Consider the following 20,752-nt stretch of genomic DNA (forward strand, 5'->3'; position numbering starts at 1 on the left):
GGGTATCCGGCTTTGGGGGGGGGGACTGTTTTCCGTTAGTCTTTTTTGGCGGCATTCGCAAAGAAGATATCGGACTGAATATCCTTGGTACGTAGGGTGAAAAGCTGATTTGTTAACGACTCAGTCAGTTTCTCGGCGTCGGCCATCACGCGTAAATTAAAGTCGTTCAGCATTTTATTGGCGGCGTCTTTATTGGTTTTTGCCATTTTCAGATACTCGGCTTCGACCTCTTTCTGTTCTTTCGCGACCTTATCTTCCCAGTCTTTGTACGCACGTTTAACGATAGGAGCGAGTTTCGGATAATCCGTCATCGTCAGCGTCTGTAATTTACGGTATTTCCAGTAAATTGACTGACTGTCCGCTTTATCAGTACCGATACTATAGTTGGCAGGATAGGCTTTTAATCCGCTGTAGTAGGGGACAAATGCGGTGAGATCGGCCATGCCGAGGCCAATATAACTCACTTCGCCGATTTCCTTCGGCAACCACGGGCGGACCTGCATAACGTGCGCTTCATAGGTACGGAAAACGCTTACCGGACGCCAGGGTTCTTTTCCATTCAGGCCGTTTGAATAGGGATCATGTTCGGTGCCTTCGTAATGATCGCGCAGGACGGCTTTAACGTCATCCAGCGTCATTTTTTTCTCAGGCGTGGCGAAGACCGGGAACTGTCTACCGGCTGCGACATCCTGCTTCAGTGAAGGTGTGAATTGCTTCTGAATAGTCCAGACGCGTGGGTCGTTATACGTCCGATCACGTTCATCATCACGGGTATAGGCTTTGGAGAAATTAAATGCCCCGTCACGTTTCTGATCATAAAGACCTTTTTCCGTGGCAAATTCAATCAGGTTTTTTGAGCCCATAAAATTAGGATCTTTTGCATCATAAGCCTGTAAACGTCCCTGATTTCCTGATGCAAAATATTGGCTGGAAGGAAGACGTTGTGCCATCCACTGATGTCCGGTTGCGGTTTCCAGATACCAGACTTCATTATCATCGACAACGGCAACACCAAAACCTTCGCCAGCGCCTACGGTTTCAATAATATGGCCAAGCAACGCGATGGCTTCCCGTGCGGTTTTTGTCTGAGAAAGAAGAACGTCTGGAATATCATCTTCAGTAATGCCGACATCTTCAACATAGGGATCAAATGCCAGTGCTTGTGGTGAGGCAAAAATAGATTCTGTGCCACTTACCCCGACACCCGCTTCGTTAAAGCCCGTTGCGCCATGTAACTGGGTTTTCCAGTTTGGGACGGTGGTATAACGCAAGGAATTCTTCGGTAATGGCCAGGTGAAATTATTCGCGCCGTTATGTTCTTTGGTACTGTATACCCCGGTTTGGTTTTTTTTCGCCGGATGAATCAGGAAATGCTGCGCTTTCATGGCATCGCTGTCTGCACTGCGGGCAACCATCATGGAGCCATCCGCGGACGCTTCATTTCCGACCAACAGTGTTGTGCAGGCGATACCCGATGAAACGACCGCTACGTTTATTGACAGTGCAATAAGGCACTTTTTAAAAATCGACATGCTAACTCCCTTTTTTCCGTTATAAATAGACCGGAAACACACTGCTTCCTTAAGCGCGATGACGCTTCGACTGACCTCGCGTCATTCGCCAGAGAGACAAACGCGTCTGCCCGCGTTTTCTCCAAATATCTGCCCGCGTATCTCAGTCTTCTGGACTAAATAACAGGTCCGTTTCGCTTAATTATTACGCAGAGGATATTGAGGTATTCAGGATGTTACCCAAACAGAGTCGAAGAATAGCAATGACGTAAAGATGATTTCAGTGACGCATATCCCAATGCCGCACAGCTTAGAAAGAACTGAATCTATATCTGGAGACTTTCATGTGATTATTGGAAAACAAAATGAATGAAAGGCAGAATATTAGAGTAATTTTTCGATGCAGGAGGATGACTTTCACGCAGAGTCATATTTCTGCATTAGCATACTCTCCTGGTTGCTGAAATGAACTCAGTGAAGAGGCGTCGCTTTGGAAGGTATATTATCAAAATTATGAGTCAGAGTTAGAGATACTTCTAACTCTGACATACAAAGATCTTCGATTATTTATTGTCGTGGCTACTGATCAGCTTATCAATCGTCACCGCTACGATAATCAATGCTCCCATAACGATCTGTTGATAGTAGGTTTGTACATTCATCAGGTTAAGTATATTGCTGATCACACCGATAATCAGCCCACCGACCACGACACCAAAGACTCGTCCGCGACCACCAAAGAAGCTGGTACCACCAATAATGGCCGAGGCAATAGCAAAAGTCTCGAATCCCACCCCTGCATTCGGCTCCGCTGCGGCGGTACGGGCAACCGTAATCACTCCTGATATTCCCGCACAAATACCGGAAATCATAAATACTACCAGGGTATGGTACTTAATATTAATCCCTGAAAACCATGCAGCTTGGGCGTTACCACCGATAGCATATATATTACGACCAAGTTTTGTATGGCGGGTAATAAACCACAGAATGACGGCCATAAGTAAAGCAATGATTACTGGCACTGGGATCGAAAGTACGGTTCCGGCAATTACGTCGCCGAACGCCGGATCAAAACCGAATACCGAACGTGCATCGGAGAGAATCAGCGTCAGTCCACGGTATACTGCAACAGTGCCAAGCGTGATAATAAATGGATGCAATCCGGTCATATTAACAAGGAAACCGTTGATGAGTCCCAGCAGCGCGCCAAGCATCACCCCACCGACGATAATTGCTATCCAGAATGGACAACCTGCCATCATCATTTGTGCGGTCACCATCCCGGTCAGTGCCAGAATCGAACCGACCGACAAATCAATCCCCGCGATCAGAATGGTAAAAAAAACGCCGCAGGCCAGCAAAACCATAACTGAACTTTGCAACAAGATCTGAATTAAGTTATCACTGGTTAGGAAATATTGCGGTGAGAGGATACCAGAAATAGCGAACAAGCAGATCAATACGCCGACGATGCCATACTCCTGCCACAGAGTGGAGAAATTGCGCGACGGTTTTTTCACTGCTGGCATAATTGCATTAGTCTTATTCATAGGGTACTCCGTCATCAAAATTCCGATCAACACACCGTGGCGGCATGCATAATTTTTTCTTCTGTGGCATCCCGGTTGTCCATAAAGGTCACAATCTGTCCATGGCGATATACAGCGATGCGATCACAGACAGACAACAGTTCTGGCAATTCGGATGAAACGACAATAATTCCGCAGCCACTGCGGGCTAAATCACGAAGAATGGTATAGATCTCAGCCTTTGCCCCGATATCAATACCGCGTGTTGGTTCATCAAAAATAAACAGATCGCTTTTTGCCGCCAACCATTTGGCAATGATAGCTTTTTGCTGGTTGCCGCCAGAAAGTTGTGTAATAGCCTGTTTTGAGGAGGTACAACGGATATTCAGCGCTGTTTTATAGTGTTCTCCCATTTTATTTTCAGCCTGGTAATCCAGACGTTCCAGCGACAGCGCTCGCCGTGCAGCTTTAATAAATGGCAAAATCGAGATATTTTCCGCGACACTAAAATTGTGGAAAAAACCGGTACGGCGGCGATCTTCTGTAACAAATGCAATTCCAGCACGGATGGCATCAGTAGGATTGTTTATATTCAGTGACTTATTATTTAGTGTAAGTTGACCGTGACTTTTAGGACGTACACCGAAAATCGTTTCCATGAGTTCGCTGCGCCCAGCTCCCATCAGTCCGGCAAAACCGAGAATTTCACCCCGATAAAGTTCAAACGAGACGTTATTGACACAGCCATCTCTGGATGACAACGCGTTAACGTCAAACACAATATCATTTTTGTTGATATTTTGTGTATCGGGACGGACATGACTTAACTCACGGCCTACCATGCGGGCGACCAACGTTTCGATGGGAGTAGTTTTCGCATCCCAGGTGCCGACGTAGCAGCCATCTTTCAATACTGAGACACGATCGCCGATAACGGGGATCTCTTTCAACTTGTGGGAGATGTATACAATGCCAATGCCCGACCGGCGAAGATCGTTAATAATAGCGAATAGTCGCGCTACTTCCTCATCATTTAGCGATGACGTGGGTTCATCCATAATAATAACGCGCGGTTCTTCTACCAGGGCTTTGGCAATTTCGACCTGCTGTTTTTCCGAGATGGAAAGCGTACTGACCAGTGTTTGAGGTGGCGGTGTCAGACCAACGCGCGCCATCACTTTGCTGGCCTTTTCACGCATCAATTTGTGATCAACGACGGAGACGCCGAGCACTTTTTTGGTGGGGATACTGCCCACAAACAAATTTTCTTCGATAGAGAGATGATCAATAACCGACAGTTCCTGGTATATCAGCCTGATGCCAAACTCTCGCGACTGGGCTGGCGTCAATGCGTCCCAGGATTGTTCGCCAAGTAAAATTTTGCCGGACGTTGGGGCGTAAATGCCTGACAGAACCTTCATCAGCGTCGATTTACCCGCGCCATTTTCCCCCAACAAGACATGCACTTCGCCAGCTTCAATGTCAAACGTGACATCTTTAAGTGCGACGGTCCCGGAAAACTTTTTCACTACATTCTTCACCGCGACGAGCCGGGTCATAATCTACCTCATTGAAAAAGTGGGCATCACCATTGCGGAGTAACGGCATAACCCGGTGAGGGTTATGCCGTTGACATTACTCGTCCACTCTGCCGTTTTTGGTCATGATATAGGTATCCACTGGCACGAATTTCGGCTCAGCGTTTGGGTCCATCGGTGGTTTGGTGGTAATAGCGTCAAGCAACATATCAAGTCCTGCTGCACCAATAGCTTGCGGGTTCTGGGCAATTGATGCGGTCAATTCACCGCGTTTAATGGAGTCACGCGCCTCGGGTGAGGCATCGGTTCCCACAACCATCACTTTGTCGAGTTTCCCGGCATTTTTTACTGCCTGAACAACGCCCAGCGACATCACATCATTAGCGGAATAGATCGCGCGAACATCCGGATAACGCTGCAGAATATTTGCTGTAACGTCCATCGCCTTAACGCGATCCCAATCACCGGGTTGGCTGGTGACGATAGTGACTTTCGGGCCGGTTTTGAGGCCGTTGCTCACCCCTGTTTTACGGGTTTCACTGGCAAAATAGCCCGGTTTTCCCTCTATAATCGCGACTTTTCCACCTTCCTCGCCAAGTTGCTTAACGATGTATTTGCCCGCTTTTTCACCCAGCAGCACGTTATCAGTACCGGTATAACCAACAATGCTGCCCCCTACTGAACGTAACTGTGGAATATCAACCTTCTCATCAATATTGACGACGTAGATACCTTTCTTGTTAGCTTTGGCAATCGCGCGCACCAGACTGACTGGTGAGATTGGGGCGAGGGCGATCCCTTTGTAGTTTTTGTTTACTGCATCTTCGAGCAAACGTTGCTGACCCTGTGGATCTGCATCGCTGACAGGTGCAAAGAAATCGACGGTGACGCCACGTTTTTGGGCCTCTTCCTCAACGCCTTGCTTTATTGAAAGGAAAAATGGATCTGACAGGGATTTCAGGATAACCGCAACATCAGCAGCCATAGCGGACTGCGACATAAGCGATAACAGTACGCAAGAGAGAGCAGCGTTACGTAATTTCATGGTGCATTCCTTTTATTATTGTTACGTTCAGGGTCGGTTTACAGAGATACAGAATCGTTAGGGGAGAAAATTTCCATTTCCAGCATCGCGCACAGGCAGTGATAGACCACCAGCGTCATTTCCTGAATACGGTAGGTTTTTTCCGCAGGTAAACGAATGGGATAGTTGGCGAGGTGAGCGAGTTCTCCTCCTTTGCTTCCGGTGATAGAAATGGTTTCCATGCTACAGATTTCCGCGATGCGCACAGCATTGGCGACGTTTGTCGCATTGCCGGAAGTGCTCAGCGCCAGTAGCATATCGCCGGGTTTGCCATAGCCGTACACTTGCTGGGCGAAAACCATGTCGGCAGCGACATCATTAATAAATGCTGTGCTTAAGCTGGTATGGCTTACCAGTGAAATTGCCGGTAATGCCCCTTGTAGATGGTTGCAGAGGTAGTCCCCTTGTGCTGGCCAGGCGGTGGTGATTTTTTCTTTCAAGCTATCAGGCAGTTGTCGCGGTAAGATAAATCCTTTCATCAATTCACCGACAATATGCTCACAGTCTGAGGCACTGCCGCCGTTGCCGCAGATCAATAGTTTTCCACCCTGGCAAAAGCAGACCAACAAACGTTCCAGGACGCTGATGATTGCAGTTTCGCACTCCAGCAGTGCAGGATTATCATTCATCGTTTGTTGCAGAATACGCTGTGTCATGTTTTTCATGCGCACACCGCCTGATCGTTGATAGCCACGGCCAGTGCGGCGTAATCTCCTACATTGTCACCAAGCTTTGCAGCTACCACCAGGCACTCCGCCAATGATGAGGGGAGGCATTCGCGAGAGAGTATCGCGCTGGCGGCTGGCCATAGCAGGTCCTGGCAGCGGGTGAAAATACCGCCGATCACGATAACCTGTGGGTTAAGAATATCGATGATAATGGCCAGGCCTTTGCCCAGAGATTCGCCACTGAGGCGATAGATTTCCCGAGCCAGCTCATCACCTTCCCGCGCCGCGTCGGCAACGATACGCGCATCCAGATGTTCGAGGTCATGGACATTGGGGCAAAATGCCACGGGCTGACCAACCTGGAGTTTCTCGTACACTTTGCTCTTTGCTAACTGCGCAATGCCACCACCACTGCAAAATCCTTCAAAAGACCCCATTTTTCCATAACCCACTGGTCCATGCTCCGCCAGGCGAATATGGCCCACTTCGCCAGCCATGTCGTTACTGCCGGAATAGAGTTTTCCATTAAGGATCAGACCCGCGCCCAGCCCGGTACCAAAGGTTAAAAACACCGCGTTCTCATAGCCGCGAGCTGCGCCAAATCGCCATTCTGCAAGAGTGCAAGCATTGGCATCATTTTGTAACTTTACGGGCACATTAAAATGATTTTGCAGAATATTAACGATGGCAATGTTATCCCAGCCAATCAAATTTGGCGGTGATAAAATAAGTCCTTCTTTAACATTTAATGGGCCGCCACAACTGATTCCAATAGCATCCATCTGTTTTTCAGTTAACGCATTTCGGTGCAATAATTCACTGATGGATAAAATGATTTCGCCAATTATTCTATCTACATAAATGCTTTCCCCAGTATTGAAAATATGCTTATCAATAAGCGTAATCCCGTTTCCCGTAATAGCCCCAAGGGAGATTGCACATTTTGTTCCGCCGATATCCACGCCGATGATTTTCTGGTTCATATAGCCTCAGGGAAATAAAATTTAGCTGACTATCAGCCGCGTAACGGTGGCTAACAGGGACAATTGGCAGGATTTATAGCGTAAACAAAATAGTTGGTAAACTTGATTTACTAACTTGTGTGCATTTTTTTAGCAATGTGTGATAAACTTCACATCCGTGGATTGTAAAATTGAATTTATATATCTATCAGTATGTTGAGTTATTATTGTTTATAATATGACGATACTTTCAATGATCCACCAGTGAGCAAAATTGATGGCGGGCTTCGCAATACGCAAGGTTCCAGGGAAGATTACAATCTGCGCCAGTGTGGTATTGTGACAGCTTAACGACGATTCTCTTGTCATGAACAGAAAGGGTATCCCTTAATGAATAAGAAAAAAGGATTTAATATCAATGACGTAAGGGAGGCTAATCGACTGTCTGTTTTACGCTTGCTGGCAACCAACAAAATGATGTCTCGTGCTGAGCTTGCCCGACATACGGGATTAACCAAGATGACGCTATCGAATCTTATCCAGGATATGATTGCTGAAGACCTGGTTGCGGAATCACAACAGCTCCCTGACGATTATCAGACAGGACGTAAACCTGTCTTGTTAATGATTTCGCCAGATTCTCCCTGTATTTTGGGCGTGCTGATCCGCAGGGATGTATTAACCACGGTGATTGGCGACCTTACCGGGAATGTTATTTATAAAAATACCGCTGAGTATCCTGCTGAACTGAATAATGACACCCTCAAAGCACTAATATCAGAGCAGTACACATTGGCATTGAAGCATACCTCGCGACGAGTGATTGGCACTGGAATATCTTCTATTGGGCCACTTGATGAAAATGAAGGGGTTCTTTTACATCCACCTGAGTTTGGCAGGATTTATCATTTCAATGCGGTGAAAGTGATTGGTGAATTAACAGAGGCACCAGTGTTTCTGATTAATGATGCTAATGCCGCAGCACTCGCGGAAAAACTTTACGGAATTGGGAAAGCGTGTGCAAATTATATTTATGTGCACCTGATGAATGGTATCGGGGCTGGTCTGGTACTGAACGGTAGAATACATACTGGTAATGTCGGGCAAAGTGGTGAAATTGGCCATACGTCGATTAACTTCGAAGGACCGTTCTGCTCTTGCGGCAATCGTGGTTGCCTGGATTACTATACCAATATTCATAATTTGAGAAAACGAATCACTACGCAGGCCGCTCTGAATCCCGAATCACGGCTTGTTCAGCAGGATGCGCCGACGTTGGCTGATATTATTGATGCTGCTCATCAGAAGGATCAGTTGGCCGTTAGCGTGCTGGAGGAGTTCTGCCTGTATCTGACATGGTCACTGATCAACACGCTGTCATTGATCGATAGCGACTTTATTATTATCGGTTATGAGAAAAATGTTGCGGGTGGTTTGATCGAAGAGACGTTGATGCTGAATATTAATAACGCACCTGGATTTAATGAAAATAGAAAGGTGTCGATTGTTCATTCTGTCTTTGGTGGCAGTGCGCCGTTGATTGGGGCAATTGCGGTGATCAGCGAACATGTTTTCAACGGTCAGATTAAACTGACTCCTGGAGTAACATTGCAGAATTAATTATCAAACAGAAAAATAAATATCCTCCGGCATAGCCGGAGGTGTTTCATATGCGCCTATAAGGCTCTGTTACCAGCTACGCCCTGGCAAGTGCATCGCATCTGACATTTGCATTTATAGGTTACTTACGACCCGTAAACGGGCTACCCGGATACGGGATCGACAACTGCTTACCCATTTTGTCCTCTCCCTGTTGCTGCTTTATGTATTCTTGTATCTTCGTCGCATTTTTGCCAACCGTATCTACATAGTACCCTCGGCACCAAAACCCCCCTGTTTCGGTATTTGAACTTCAAGCGCCAAATTGTTCGTAAAGCATCAAACTGCTTTTACCCTTCAGATACCCATACCGTCCTTTATGTTTATGGAACAACGCTAAAATTCGGCGTTTATCATCAGCATATTTGTCTGGTTTTATACCACTGGCCAGTTGCCAGTAGAACGTTCTTCTCGCTAGCCCTACCGCTTTTAACAGGCGCGCAGAGGGAAGTGCTGCCTTAACTCTTTCACGATCTGCGTTTTATCCAGTGTTTTGACGTGCTTTTTTCCCTGAGTAAGGCCTGCAGCTTTTAAAGATAAGCCACTTCAGCGCGCAGTTGTTCAGGCCCCTCACGTTCATCCGGGTTAAGAGAAACCTGCAAAGGAGGGGCAGGGGTTACTGGCATCATTTTTCCTGCAGCCAGCTGTCAGTGAGGTTGACGGCGTACAGTTCAAGAAAACATAGCTATTGCTCAACAACACATTGCCCCCGGAACGACGGTGTCGTGGTTTTCGGGGTAGGGTTAAAACCGGAATGCAGGAGGTTTTCCATAAAATGCCAGGATTCACAAACAGCCAGATCATTGTCATTCTGATGCAGTTCGAATCCGGGATGTCCGTGGCTGGCCTATGCAGGAGACATAGGAACAGTGGAAGTAGTTTCTATATATGACACACAATGTTTGGCGGGATGGACGCTGCTCTGATGGGCCAGTACAGCGTCCTGATTTCCGATATTATTGGGTAATGTCCAGTAATCCAAAAAGTGATTTGACACTGGCACCAAATCCGCCTGCCAGAGGACTTCAGGTCTATATATTCGCTGAATGAGTCATGGTCTTACTGCAACATTTGCATATGTTGCTCTGATTGCTGTTCATGGGGACCAGACTGACCATTTTTTGTGAAGGAATGAGCAATGGCCGCCTGCTGATGCTCATTCATGGCAGAAAATGGTTTCGCAATACTGACTGTATTTTCCTGTGCCTGCTTGCCCATCATTTTTTGGTGCATTTCAGCCATTTGCTGGTGTGCATCAGCACTGCCATTGTTCATGGTCTCATGTGCAATCATGCTTTGTATGTGCTGATTCATATCCATTGCCGGCTTGGTTAACTGGGAAGCCCAGACTGATGATACGGTACTGAGGGTTAGAACCGCTGCGATAACTAATTTTTTCATGTTGTATACTCCAAATTAAACATCGAAATGTTGAGGGTAGACGCTATCCCTAAGAGGGATAACGCCTGGATTTGATTGATTATAAAGGGGGGATTTGGTTGGGAGCATGACTGAAGGGTGACACATATGTCATTAAAGATTGGGGATGAAAAGGGGCCTGTTTTAAAGTCGATGATGCTCAATGGGGCGGCATCCGTCAGGAACCTTTTCCTGATTTCTGAAAAAAGTTGAAGCGACGGAGTCGTATAATATTGGGTTATTTTGAATCAACGAAAATGCCTGACAGAATCATCGTTATATTAATTAAACAAGAGTCATACTTGTGAACCGCTAATCAACGCATCGAACACATGCCTCTTTCATATCTTATCCGGGAAGCACTGCTTGCATTGTTACGTAGCATGCAATCGAAACCCATTTCATCGCTGCTGAGTAAAGGGCGCTATACTTCACCTGTATTCTGTTTTGCAGGAGAGTGGAGCGACAATCATTTTCTGGGCCACTCTGGAGAACGAAAATGCAGTCGGCATGTTCATACCGGGCCTGTTGGCCCGGTATGAAATATCAAATTATCAAAATGACATATCAACGTAAGAGATCAGAGTTGGTAAAGATACTGGGAGCATCAAAATAATTAGCCCGAACAGCACTACCAATAAGATTAACGATTAAACGTCCCGCAGTAATACAGCTTATGTTATTGACGTCGAGTGATGGACAGATCTCTACAATATCCATCCCCACGACTCTTCCTTTTTTCACCAGTCCGTGAATCAATTTTCGCATTTGGATATAAGTGAGTCCCCCCAGCGCTGGGCCAGCCACTCCTGGCATGATTGAAGGATCGAGACCATCAGCATCAATTGTCAGATAATAACGACCACCATCAGGAATAGCATCTATCACGGACTCAATACCGTTATCGTGGATATCATACGCTGTATAGATATGCGCGCCATACGCTATCGCTGCATCATATTCTTCCGGACGGCCACTGCCCTGAGCTCTTAGTCCAAGCTGGAAGATTTCACCGATATGTGCCATCTCAGAGGCGCGTCGAATAGGGCTGGAGAGACCTTCACGGACGCCGTTGACATCATCACGCCAGTCCAGATGTGCATCCACGTGGATCAGTGTAATGGGGCCATAATCATCGTAAGCGCGCAGAACCGGGATAGGTATGCCATGATCTCCTCCCAGGATGACAGGCATTGCACCCGCCGCCAATATTTTTCTTACGGCTTGCTCGGTTCTGACTGAATGGCTGGAAAGATCGGTTGGGTCCGCAAAAACATTACCTACATCAATTACCTTCAGATCACGGTTATCGTAAACAGGCCCACCAACATCAAAGTCGTAATGGTGGAGTTGACGGCAGATACGGTCACTCATGGCCCTGATGGCATCCGGGGCACGGCTTTGATCATTACTAATATGATCTGCTGAATACGCCTGGCCAAAAGGAATGCCAAGAATCGCTATATGCGCATTAAGATTATTAAGATCTGTACATATTGGTGACCAAAGAAAACTTTGGTGTTTCTTTGAGGGGGGAATTGTCAAAGGAATGCTCATTTAATACACCTTCTTTGTATTTTGAGATAAAGATATATAAAAAATAAATCCGGAACAGTCTAAATACGGTTTTACTCTTTATCCTCAATGGCGTGATTGAAAATATCTGGTTTAACTGGACCGAGCATGAATATATAAATCAGGCATCCAACTAATGCAGCGAACGATGCTGATAAAAGTCCAGGAGCAAATGAACCTGTTTGATCTTTCAAATATCCAATAATGACCGGACTGGCTATTCCTGCAAAGTTTGCAATACTGTTCTGGAAACCCGCGATGGTGCCAACAATAGATTTGGAGCCAGGCGGCGATACATCTGCCGGGAGCGCGAGCATACTGGATGTCGCTGCAGATACCCCAAAAAATGCAAGAGAAAGCAGCGCAAGCGCGAGCCATGCCTGTGTTGCGAAGCCAGCAAGACCAATGGATGCACTCAGCATCATTCCAATAACAATACAAACTTTGCGACCCACACCAATTCCATAACCACTGTTTGCAATTTTGTCGGATGCCCAGCCGCCCACGAACGAACCTATGAAGCCCGCAATCCCTGGAAGAACACCGAAGAATCCCAGTTGCAGCATTGAGAATCCTCGTTCATTGACAAGATAAGTGGGATACCAGGTAATAAAAAAGTAAATAACATAGCTTTGGCATGCTAATCCAAGAGCCATAGCCCAGATGGCCCTGGTTTTGAGTAACACCCGCCAGCGGATCCGCACAGTTGAAATTCGCTCATCCTTTATTTCCCCCTGGATATGCTGAACTTCAGCACGGTTCACAAACCTGCTTTGTGATGGATACTCACTCGCCATAAACATCCACACTACAACCCAAATGATACCAATCAGGCCTGTTACTAAAAATGATGCCTGCCATCCAAAACCCGCAATAAGTGCTGTGCAAACAGGGATGGCAATCAGAGTTCCTCCCCGGGCTCCACTGTCATAGATCCCTGTAGCCATGCCCCGTTCACCGGGAGGAAACCAGCGTTCGACGAACTTTGTGGCGGCAGGAAAAGCGCCTGCCTCACCCACACCGAGCATCAGGCGAACCCCAAGTAATCCGGCACTGGTACGAACCACGCTTGTCGCCATTGTGAATGCTGACCACCACACAACCGCAACGGCAAGAACAATTTTTGAACCAAATCTGTCGACCAGCATTCCTGCTGGAATCTGAAATAAAGCATAGGTCCAGAAAAAAGCGCCTAGAATAAATCCTGCCTCCGCAGACGTTAATCCAAATTCATCTTTCATATAGGGAAGCGCCAGCGAAAGGTTGGCCCTATCCATATAGTTTGTAACAATCGCGATAAAAGCCATGAAAACCAGGAACCATCGATAACGGGTCGGTTTATCCGCTAAAATTGCTGCAGGTGCTAATACTCTCATTGCGCCTCCAATAATTATATGTAGTTTCAGAGAATCTCTTTGTTCACATTTACCCAACTGCAGACTCAGCCCCCGCTCTCAGGCATTTCCACCACATGAATCGGGTTTGTATTTACGTCTGGCTGATAAACATGCAATCTATCGGTTAACTGCCACGCTGAAAACTAACAATATTCGAGACCATGATTACAAAAAATAAAACCACAATGTCTGAATTGACGGGGTCGCTGGTTGAAAAGGATCTTAAAGCTTTGCGGATCTTTCGGGTTGCTGCTGAAGTGGGAGGATTTAGTGCGGCAGAGCAGCGTCTGCGTATGAGTCGTGCAACAATCAGTCGGCGAATTAAAGACGTTGAGGTCAAACTTGGGACATCACTTTGTACCAGAGGACCTCAGGGATTCGAACTTACGGAAGCGGGTAGAATGGTGCTCAGACTCACGTCCGAAGCGCTTGATGCTCTGGATCGCATTAAACCAGGGGTTGATGTTCTGCGCGGACTTGTCACCGGAGATCTTTCAATAGGGATTACGGATAATGCGTTTAGTAATCCGGACTGCCATGTTGCAGATGCACTGAATCAACTACTTCAGGCAGCTCCTGGAATACATTTAGAGATTCATACACTCCCGCTAAACGAATTGGCCCGTGCACTGCAAGAACGACGGATTCATGTTGCCATTCAGGGAGTTCATGTAAGATCCCCCTCACTTCGTTACGTCGAACTTTTTGACGAACCCCATTTCATTTATGCATCAAATGACGCTAACAATGTTAGAACCCACCTACCTTTAGTTAATCGGGTTGGCCAGCCTTTTGTCTCCAGTGCGCTGTCAGATCATGGGTTTATCCAGGGTCCTGACGCAATCGGACTGGACTCAGTGGCGTTGCTGCTCAGGAGCGGGCGATACTGTGGAATTCTTCCCCGGCATTACGCAGAACTCCTGCCACAAGTCTGGGGACTAAATGTAGTGGCAGAATCTCCTGATTTTACAGTGAAATTTTGTGCAGTCACTGACAGTTGCCGACCACTTCCTCCCAGCGGTATTCGTTTTCTGGAGCTCCTGAAAATCTTACATTGTTCACACTTGTAAAGACTGTGCGTCCAATCGTCTGGATGAAATGGCAGCGTCCTGTGACTTAACACAAGGCCTCTCGTTTCAATTCAGGTGTAAATCAGCAACGCCGATTCCTACCTGGATTGACAAACAAATACAGACCGTGCAAATCAGACACTTTGATGGGTTCAAATGTAGGTTTTAAGTTGCGTATCTTTGAATCGTTAAAGGATATTTGGGGGGCACTCCGATATCAGAACCAATCTGACCACCAATTTCACCGGATGCGCAGGGAAAACCAGATACGCATCGCGAAAGATTTCCACGCTAACTTATTGAAACCTAATCTAACTGAGCTTTATAAGTACGCCTGAAAACAAGAATTTGGCTCCTCTGACTGGACTCGAACCAGTGACATACGGATTAACAGTCCGCCGTTCTACCGACTGAACTACAGAGGAATCGTGTGAACGAGGCGCATATTAGCGGCGAGAGTTTGGGTTGTCAAAGGGGGAAATATGATTTCGCGTTCGTTTGCCGACAAAATCAACAAAGCGATGAACTTTCGGGCAGTTTCCCGTTTTGCCCTGATCTGGTGCGCTTTTACCTGTGATGGAGCAGAACAACATGATCGATTGGGTTTATAAGATTGTCTCAAAGGCATAATACCTTGCTTAACAACAAATTAGAGTACGTGTTGTCAATTGACAGAAACTGGCAAGCATCTTGCAAAACCTTCCTTACACGGTTACCAGCACCAGGGCTGGCGTTCCGGACAGGAGGCAAAATGAATTTCAGACGGCTGAAATACTTCGTAAAAATCGTCGATATTGGTAGCCTGACTCAGGCTGCTGAAGTGCTACATATCGCGCAACCTGCACTTAGCCAGCAGGTCGCAACGCTGGAAGGGGAACTGGATCAACAACTGTTGATTCGAACCAAGCGGGGCGTAACGCCTACTGAGGCTGGAAAAATTCTCTACACGCATGCGCGGACGATACTACGCCAGTGCGAGCAAGCCCATCTGGCGGTGAATAACGTCGGCCAGACCCTTAGCGGACAGGTTTCTATTGGCCTTGCGCCAGGGACCGCCGCCTCTTCTATAACCATGCCGCTGCTTCAGGCGGTTCGCGCCGAATTACCTGATGTACGGGTCTACTTACATGAAAATAGCGGCGCGGTACTGAATGACAAATTGCTCAACGGCCAACTGGATATGGCTGTGTTGTATGAATGCTCTCCAAACGACGGTATTACCAGCCAACCTCTGCTCAAGGAAGATCTGTTCCTGGTGGGAACCTGTGATTGCCCCGGGCAGAGTGTCGATTTAACGGCGATTGCTGAGATGAATCTGTTTCTTCCACGGGACTACAGCGCGATTCGCTTGCGTGTGGATGAAGCTTTTTCGTTACGTCGTCTGACGGTGAAAGTGATCGGTGAAATTGAATCCATCGCCATATTAACGGCGGCAATTGCCAGCGGGATGGGAGTGACCGTTTTGCCTGAGTCGGCAGCCCGCGCTCTGAGCAGTGTGGCGAATGGCTGGATGGCGCGTATTACGGTCCCCTCCATGAGTTTACCTTTGTCGCTGAATACGCAAGCCAGAGGGAGCTTGTCACCACAGGCTCTGGCGGTAAAAGAGATTTTGATGTCGCTGGTGAGCCATCCAACCCTGGAAAATCGGGAACTGTTGCTGGTGAGTTAAGCGTTATTCCTCAGTGGAATAAGATGCGGGTTTTTATTATTTGTTATGCCGGGCAGCAGACTTTAACAATAACGCAATGTCTGATGTTTCCGGAGTGAAGTGTGAATTTTCAGCAACTAAAAATAATCCGCGAGGCGGCCCGTCAGGACTATAACCTGACGGAGGTCGCCAATATGCTCTATACCTCTCAGTCGGGGGTGAGTCGGCATATTCGTGAACTTGAAGACGAACTGGGGATTGAGATTTTTATCCGTCGCGGTAAACGCCTGCTCGGAATGACGGAGCCCGGTAAAGCGCTGCTGGTGATCGCCGAGCGAATTCTCAATGAAGCCAGTAATGTCCGCCGACTTGCAGATTTGTTTACCAACGACACCTCCGGTGTTTTAACGATTGCAACTACGCACACCCAGGCGCGATACAGCCTGCCGGAAGTCATCAAGGCTTTCCGTGAGTTATTTCCGGACGTTCGTCTGGAATTAATTCAGGGGACACCGCAAGAGATTGAAGGGTTGTTGCATAGCGGAGGGGCCGACATTGGGATTGCCAGTGAACGGTTAAGCAATGACCCTCTGCTCGTCGCGTTCCCCTGGTTTCGCTGGTACCACAGTCTGTTGGTTCCTCACGATCACCCGCTTGTTCACGCTTTACCCTTAACCCTGGAGTCAATTGCACACTGGCCGTTGATCACTTACAGGCAAGGGATTACCGGGCGTTCCCGCATTGATGAAGCGTTCACCCGCAAAGGACTACTTCCTGATATCGTCCTGAGTGCTCAGGATTCCGATGTCATAAAAACGTATGTGGGGCTGGGACTGGGGATAGGTCTGGTGGCTGAGCAATCAAGTGGTGAGCAGGAAGAGGGGGCGCTGACTCGTCTCGATACCCGCCATTTATTTGATGCCAACACGGTTTGGCTCGGTCTGAAGCGCGGGCAGTTACAACGTAATTACGTCTGGCGTTTCATTGAGTTATGTAATGCAGGGTTGTCCGTTGAGGATATTAAACGACAGGTGATGGAATCTGACGAGAGTGTTATCGATTATCAGATATAAAACAAACAGCCCAATAAGATGGACTGCTCCCTGCAATCGTGGACATTTCCGGACTTCACTGTGAGGCCGCTATCAGCGGCCTCCGGGATAACGGCTAGTTGTAGAACACTTCAATGCAAGAAAAGCATCATCATCATTGGTGACTTCAGCTACTACTGCGCATCCCACTTCTCTAGTAGCTCCGCAGGAATTTCGTTGATCACTTCCGAAAACCGTTTTCCCACCAACCGTTCTGTCTGGCGCAGTACCTGAGTCGCCTGCATGACGGTCGCTATGTGCTGCATTACACCGACCGCAGTTATTATGTGTTTGACGAATTTGACGATCAGGGCATTGCCCCGTTGCTTTTTATGGAGGCACCACATCGCCAGCGCATTGCTTTCGGGCGTGAGAATGGCAGGCTGGTGCGGGTGGTATCCAGCAGCGGGCACCATCTGCTGTTGCACCGCACGATGACGCCAGCAGGTGAGCGCCTGTCACACATTGAACTGGTGGCGGGCGGGCGTCCCGGCAACCTGGTGGAATATCGTTATGACGATAACGGACAACTCACTGGCGTGGTGAACCGGGCCGGTGTGACAGTGCGCCAGTTTGCGTATGAAAACGGCCTGATGGCAGAGCACCGTAATGCGGCGGGATTTACCTGTACTTATCGCTGGGAAGATATTGAGGGTTTTCCCCGCGTGGTGGAGCACAGATCCAGCGACGGCGAGCACTACCGCTTTAATTACGATTTCGGGGGCGGGCATACAGTTATTACCGGCAGATCGGAGCAGACGTGGCAGTGGTGGTTTGATAAAGAGACCTATATCACAGCCCATCAGACGCCGGGCGGTGGGATGTACCGCTTCACGTATAACGAAAACCACTTCATCACTGACGCAGAACTGCCCGGCGGGCGCAGGGTGGCGCTGGAATACGACACCCTGAGCCGGGTGGTGAAAGAGACTGACCCGGCAGGCAGGGTGACACAGACGCAGTGGAACGGCAGTTTTGATGAAATCACGCGCCGCGCGCTGGATGATGACCACATCTGGAAGGCGGAATACAACGGGCACGGGCAGGTGCTACAGGAGACGGACCCGGAAGGGCGCGTCACGCTTTACGGGTATGACGAACAGGGGCAGGCGGTCAGCCGCACGGATGCGCGGGGTGGCAGGGTGCTGCTGGCGCATGATGCGCGCGGCCAGCTGACGCATTACACCGACTGCTCCGACCGTACCACGCATTATGAATACGATGAAAACGGTAACCTGACGGCGGTGACGGATGCGGAAGGGAAAACGGTACGCATCCGCTATAACCGTCTGGGGCTGCCGGAGACAGTCAGCCACCCCGGTAAACAGCAGGACCGCTACACCTGGAACGCGCTGGGGTTACTGAGCAGCCACCGCCGCATCACGGGCAGCGTGCAGTCCTGGCAGTATACGCCTCGCGGGCTGCTGGCGCGCCACACGGATGAAGAGCAGCGGGAGACGCGCTGGCAGTACACGGCGGAGGGCCGGGTTGCCAGTCTGAGCAACGGCAACGGGGCGCAGTACCGCTTCAGTTACGACACGGACGGACGGCTGACGGGAGAACAGCGCCCGGACGGGCTGATACGGATGTTCGTGCTGAATGCGGGCGGGTTCCCGGTCATCATCCAGACGCAGGGTACAGAGGGCGGGGTGCGTGATGAGCGGCAGGCGCGTGACGCGCTGGGCCGCCTGTTGCGCAGTGACACGCTGCACAGTACGCGCACCTTCAGCTATAACCGCCTTGACCAGATAACGGAAGTGACGCTCACNCCNACGGAGGAAGGGGGGCGGCTGCACCATATGCAGGCGGACAGGGTGTGTTTTGCGTATGACCGCAGCGGGTGGCTGACGGCAGAGCACAGCGTGCACGGCAGCATCAGATACCAGCGTGACGCGCTGGGCAATCGCACGGATATCACGCTGCCGGACGGGCAGCACCTCAGCCATCTTTACTACGGCAGCGGACATCTGCTCCAGACGGCGCTGGACGGTATCACGGTGAGCGAATATGAGCGTGACAGCCTGCACCGGCAGGTGATGCGCACCCAGGGGGCGCTGACGACGTTCAGCGGCTACAACGCGGACAACCGGTTAAGCTGGCAGCGCAGCCTGATAAGTGGCAGCCAGAACCCATATCAGGCAGGTAACCCCCCGGCGCAGGGCGACAGTGTGACGGCGCGGGATTACCTCTGGAACGCAGACGGCGAAGTCGGCGGCATTAATGACAAACTGCGCGGTTGCCTGGTGTTCAGCTATGACCGCAGCGGCTGGCTGACCAGTCGCACGGGTCAGATGTACGACCATGGCCATTATTATTACGACAAAGCCGGCAACCTGCTGACGGACGAGCACCAGAGCGCAGTGATGGATAACCGCCTGCCGGGTTACGGGCGTGACTGTTACCGTTACAACGAATGGGGCGAACTGTCAGAGCGGCGCGGGCAGCAACTGGAGTGGAACGCGCAGGGCCAGTTAACGCGGGTTATCAGCAGCAACAGCGAGACGCGGTATCAGTATGACGCGCTGGGCCGGCGCATCAGCAAGGTGACATATGACCGCCATTCGGAGCGGAGGGAGAAAAGCAGGACGACGTTTGTGTGGGAAGGGTTCCGGCTGTTGCAGGAGACAACGTGGCAGGGAAAGCGGACGTACCTGTACGACGCGGAACAGCCATACACGCCGGTGGCGGCCATCACGGGGCGCGGAGAAAGCCGGAAAATCTGGTATTACCACACGGACCTGACGGGCACGGTACAGGAGGTGACCACAGCGGACGGGACGCTGGTGTGGGCGGGCTACCAGGCGGGATTTGGTGAAAACCGGGGAGATATCAGCAACAGCGGGGCGTATTATCATCAGCCGCTGCGCCTGCCAGGACAGTATTTTGATGAAGAGACAGGACTGCATTATAATCTGTTCAGGTATTACGCGCCGGAGTGTGGAAGATTCGTAAGTCAGGATCCGATTTCGATCCGTGGGGGGCTGAATCTTTACCAGTATGCGCCGAATCCGATTAGCTGGATTGATCCGCTGGGATTGGCTACAGTTGATGCTATTTTTGAAATGGCAGGTCAGGTATTTACTGGTGCGAACCCAACCGAGCGTGCTCCGCGAATTGATGGCCCTACTCTTTCGGGAATGTCTGGCCCAAATAATAGTCGGTTTGATATGCATGCTGAAATTGATGCGATGCTACAGGCACATGATGCGGGGCTTCGTGGTGGTTCGGCAACTTTAACTATTGAGGGTAAGGAAATCTGCGGCTTCTGTAAGCGAAGTCTAAAAAATATGGCACAACATTTGGGACTTGATGAACTTACGATCCATGAAAAGGTTACTGGGAATACATATAATTTTAAAGGAAATGATTTCAATAAAGTTCGTGAGGGTGGTAAAGGTTTCAAGAACAATGGCGGAGGATGTTGATAATGAGATTTGATATGGAGGCTTTAAACATTCTGGTTGATAAAGATTTTGAGGACGATGGACTTTATGCTGTGACTCTATGGGTTGATTTGGACCCTCCTCGGTATATTTCTGTTTCTCGTGATGTATTTGAAGAATCGGAAGTTATATATATTGAGGTTCAGGATCAAATC

General features: G+C 48.9%; 13 protein-coding genes, 1 tRNA gene and 4 pseudogenes. 5 read left to right on the forward strand and 13 right to left on the reverse strand.

Annotation, left to right across the window (positions count from 1 at the left end; all coding sequences use genetic code 11):
* Positions 1-35: 35 nt before the first annotated feature.
* The 6 genes from NNO04_RS20315 to NNO04_RS20340 form a co-directional block, all read right to left on the reverse strand.
* Positions 36-1,532 carry a C69 family dipeptidase gene (locus NNO04_RS20315; RefSeq protein WP_271446196.1) on the reverse strand — a complete coding sequence of 499 codons (1,497 nt, stop codon included), beginning with the start codon at positions 1,530-1,532 and terminating at the stop codon, positions 36-38.
* A gap of 542 nt (positions 1,533-2,074) precedes the next feature.
* Entirely contained in the window at positions 2,075-3,064 is a 990-nt protein-coding gene (alsC, locus tag NNO04_RS20320; protein ID WP_271446197.1) for a D-allose ABC transporter permease, read from the reverse strand.
* A 26-nt stretch (positions 3,065-3,090) separates the two neighbouring features.
* Positions 3,091-4,602, reverse strand: coding sequence for a sugar ABC transporter ATP-binding protein (locus NNO04_RS20325; RefSeq protein ID WP_271446198.1), 1,512 nt, complete (start codon positions 4,600-4,602; stop codon positions 3,091-3,093).
* A 76-nt stretch (positions 4,603-4,678) separates the two neighbouring features.
* Complete coding sequence (alsB, locus tag NNO04_RS20330; RefSeq protein WP_271446199.1) at positions 4,679-5,626, reverse strand: D-allose transporter substrate-binding protein; 948 nt, start codon at positions 5,624-5,626, stop codon at positions 4,679-4,681.
* Positions 5,627-5,664: 38 nt separating this feature from the next.
* A complete protein-coding gene (locus NNO04_RS20335) occupies positions 5,665-6,330 on the reverse strand; it encodes a D-sedoheptulose-7-phosphate isomerase (protein WP_271446200.1) in 666 nt (221 codons plus the stop codon).
* Positions 6,327-7,316, reverse strand: coding sequence for an ROK family protein (locus NNO04_RS20340; protein ID WP_271446201.1), 990 nt, complete (start codon positions 7,314-7,316; stop codon positions 6,327-6,329). The genes NNO04_RS20335 and NNO04_RS20340 overlap by 4 nt, the downstream gene beginning before the upstream one ends.
* Before the next feature lie 369 nt (positions 7,317-7,685).
* On the opposite strand from NNO04_RS20340, the gene NNO04_RS20345 reads away from it, so the two are divergent.
* The gene (locus NNO04_RS20345) at positions 7,686-8,915 is read left to right on the forward strand and encodes an ROK family transcriptional regulator (RefSeq protein ID WP_271446202.1); all 1,230 of its coding nucleotides are present in this window, start codon (positions 7,686-7,688) and stop codon (positions 8,913-8,915) included.
* A gap of 121 nt (positions 8,916-9,036) precedes the next feature.
* On the opposite strand, the pseudogene NNO04_RS20350 reads toward NNO04_RS20345, so the two are convergent.
* The 5 genes and pseudogenes from NNO04_RS20350 to NNO04_RS20365 all read right to left on the reverse strand — a co-directional run.
* Positions 9,037-9,270, reverse strand: a pseudogene (locus NNO04_RS20350) (transposase); the annotation flags it as partial.
* Positions 9,256-9,568, reverse strand: a pseudogene (locus NNO04_RS22945) (IS3 family transposase); the annotation flags it as partial. The pseudogenes NNO04_RS20350 and NNO04_RS22945, both read right to left, overlap by 15 nt.
* A 445-nt stretch (positions 9,569-10,013) precedes the next feature.
* Complete coding sequence (locus NNO04_RS20355) at positions 10,014-10,355, reverse strand: copper-binding protein (protein WP_271446203.1); 342 nt, start codon at positions 10,353-10,355, stop codon at positions 10,014-10,016.
* 585 nt (positions 10,356-10,940) lie between these two features.
* Positions 10,941-11,930: an agmatinase gene (locus NNO04_RS20360; protein WP_271446204.1), complete on the reverse strand. Its 990-nt coding sequence runs from the start codon at positions 11,928-11,930 to the stop codon at positions 10,941-10,943.
* A 71-nt stretch (positions 11,931-12,001) separates the two neighbouring features.
* Entirely contained in the window at positions 12,002-13,324 is a 1,323-nt protein-coding gene (locus tag NNO04_RS20365) for an MFS transporter (protein WP_271446205.1), read from the reverse strand.
* Between the two features lie 206 nt (positions 13,325-13,530).
* Here NNO04_RS20365 and NNO04_RS20370 point away from each other — a divergent pair, with 206 nt between their 5' ends.
* Positions 13,531-14,415, forward strand: coding sequence for a LysR family transcriptional regulator (locus NNO04_RS20370; protein ID WP_271446206.1), 885 nt, complete (start codon positions 13,531-13,533; stop codon positions 14,413-14,415).
* A gap of 349 nt (positions 14,416-14,764) precedes the next feature.
* On the opposite strand, the gene NNO04_RS20375 is transcribed toward NNO04_RS20370, so the two are convergent.
* Positions 14,765-14,840: transfer RNA gene (locus tag NNO04_RS20375), tRNA-Asn, on the reverse strand.
* Between the two features lie 326 nt (positions 14,841-15,166).
* Here NNO04_RS20375 and nac point away from each other — a divergent pair.
* Positions 15,167-16,084, forward strand: a complete 918-nt coding sequence (gene nac, locus NNO04_RS20380) for a nitrogen assimilation transcriptional regulator NAC (protein ID WP_271446207.1) — start codon at positions 15,167-15,169, stop codon at positions 16,082-16,084.
* A gap of 101 nt (positions 16,085-16,185) precedes the next feature.
* Entirely contained in the window at positions 16,186-17,136 is a 951-nt protein-coding gene (gene cbl / locus NNO04_RS20385) for an HTH-type transcriptional regulator Cbl (protein ID WP_271446208.1), read from the forward strand.
* 152 nt (positions 17,137-17,288) lie between these two features.
* On the opposite strand, the pseudogene NNO04_RS20390 reads toward cbl, so the two are convergent.
* Positions 17,289-17,384: pseudogene (locus NNO04_RS20390) on the reverse strand (hypothetical protein); the annotation flags it as partial.
* Between NNO04_RS20390 and NNO04_RS20395 the strand changes: the two are divergent.
* A pseudogene (locus tag NNO04_RS20395) lies at positions 17,382-20,579 on the forward strand (RHS repeat-associated core domain-containing protein); the annotation flags it as partial. The pseudogenes NNO04_RS20390 and NNO04_RS20395 overlap by 3 nt on opposite strands.
* Positions 20,580-20,752: the final 173 nt, after the last annotated feature.

Source organism: Citrobacter sp. Awk 4 (assembly GCF_028069725.1).
In the GTDB taxonomy this organism is placed as follows: Bacteria; Pseudomonadota; Gammaproteobacteria; order Enterobacterales; family Enterobacteriaceae; genus Citrobacter_D.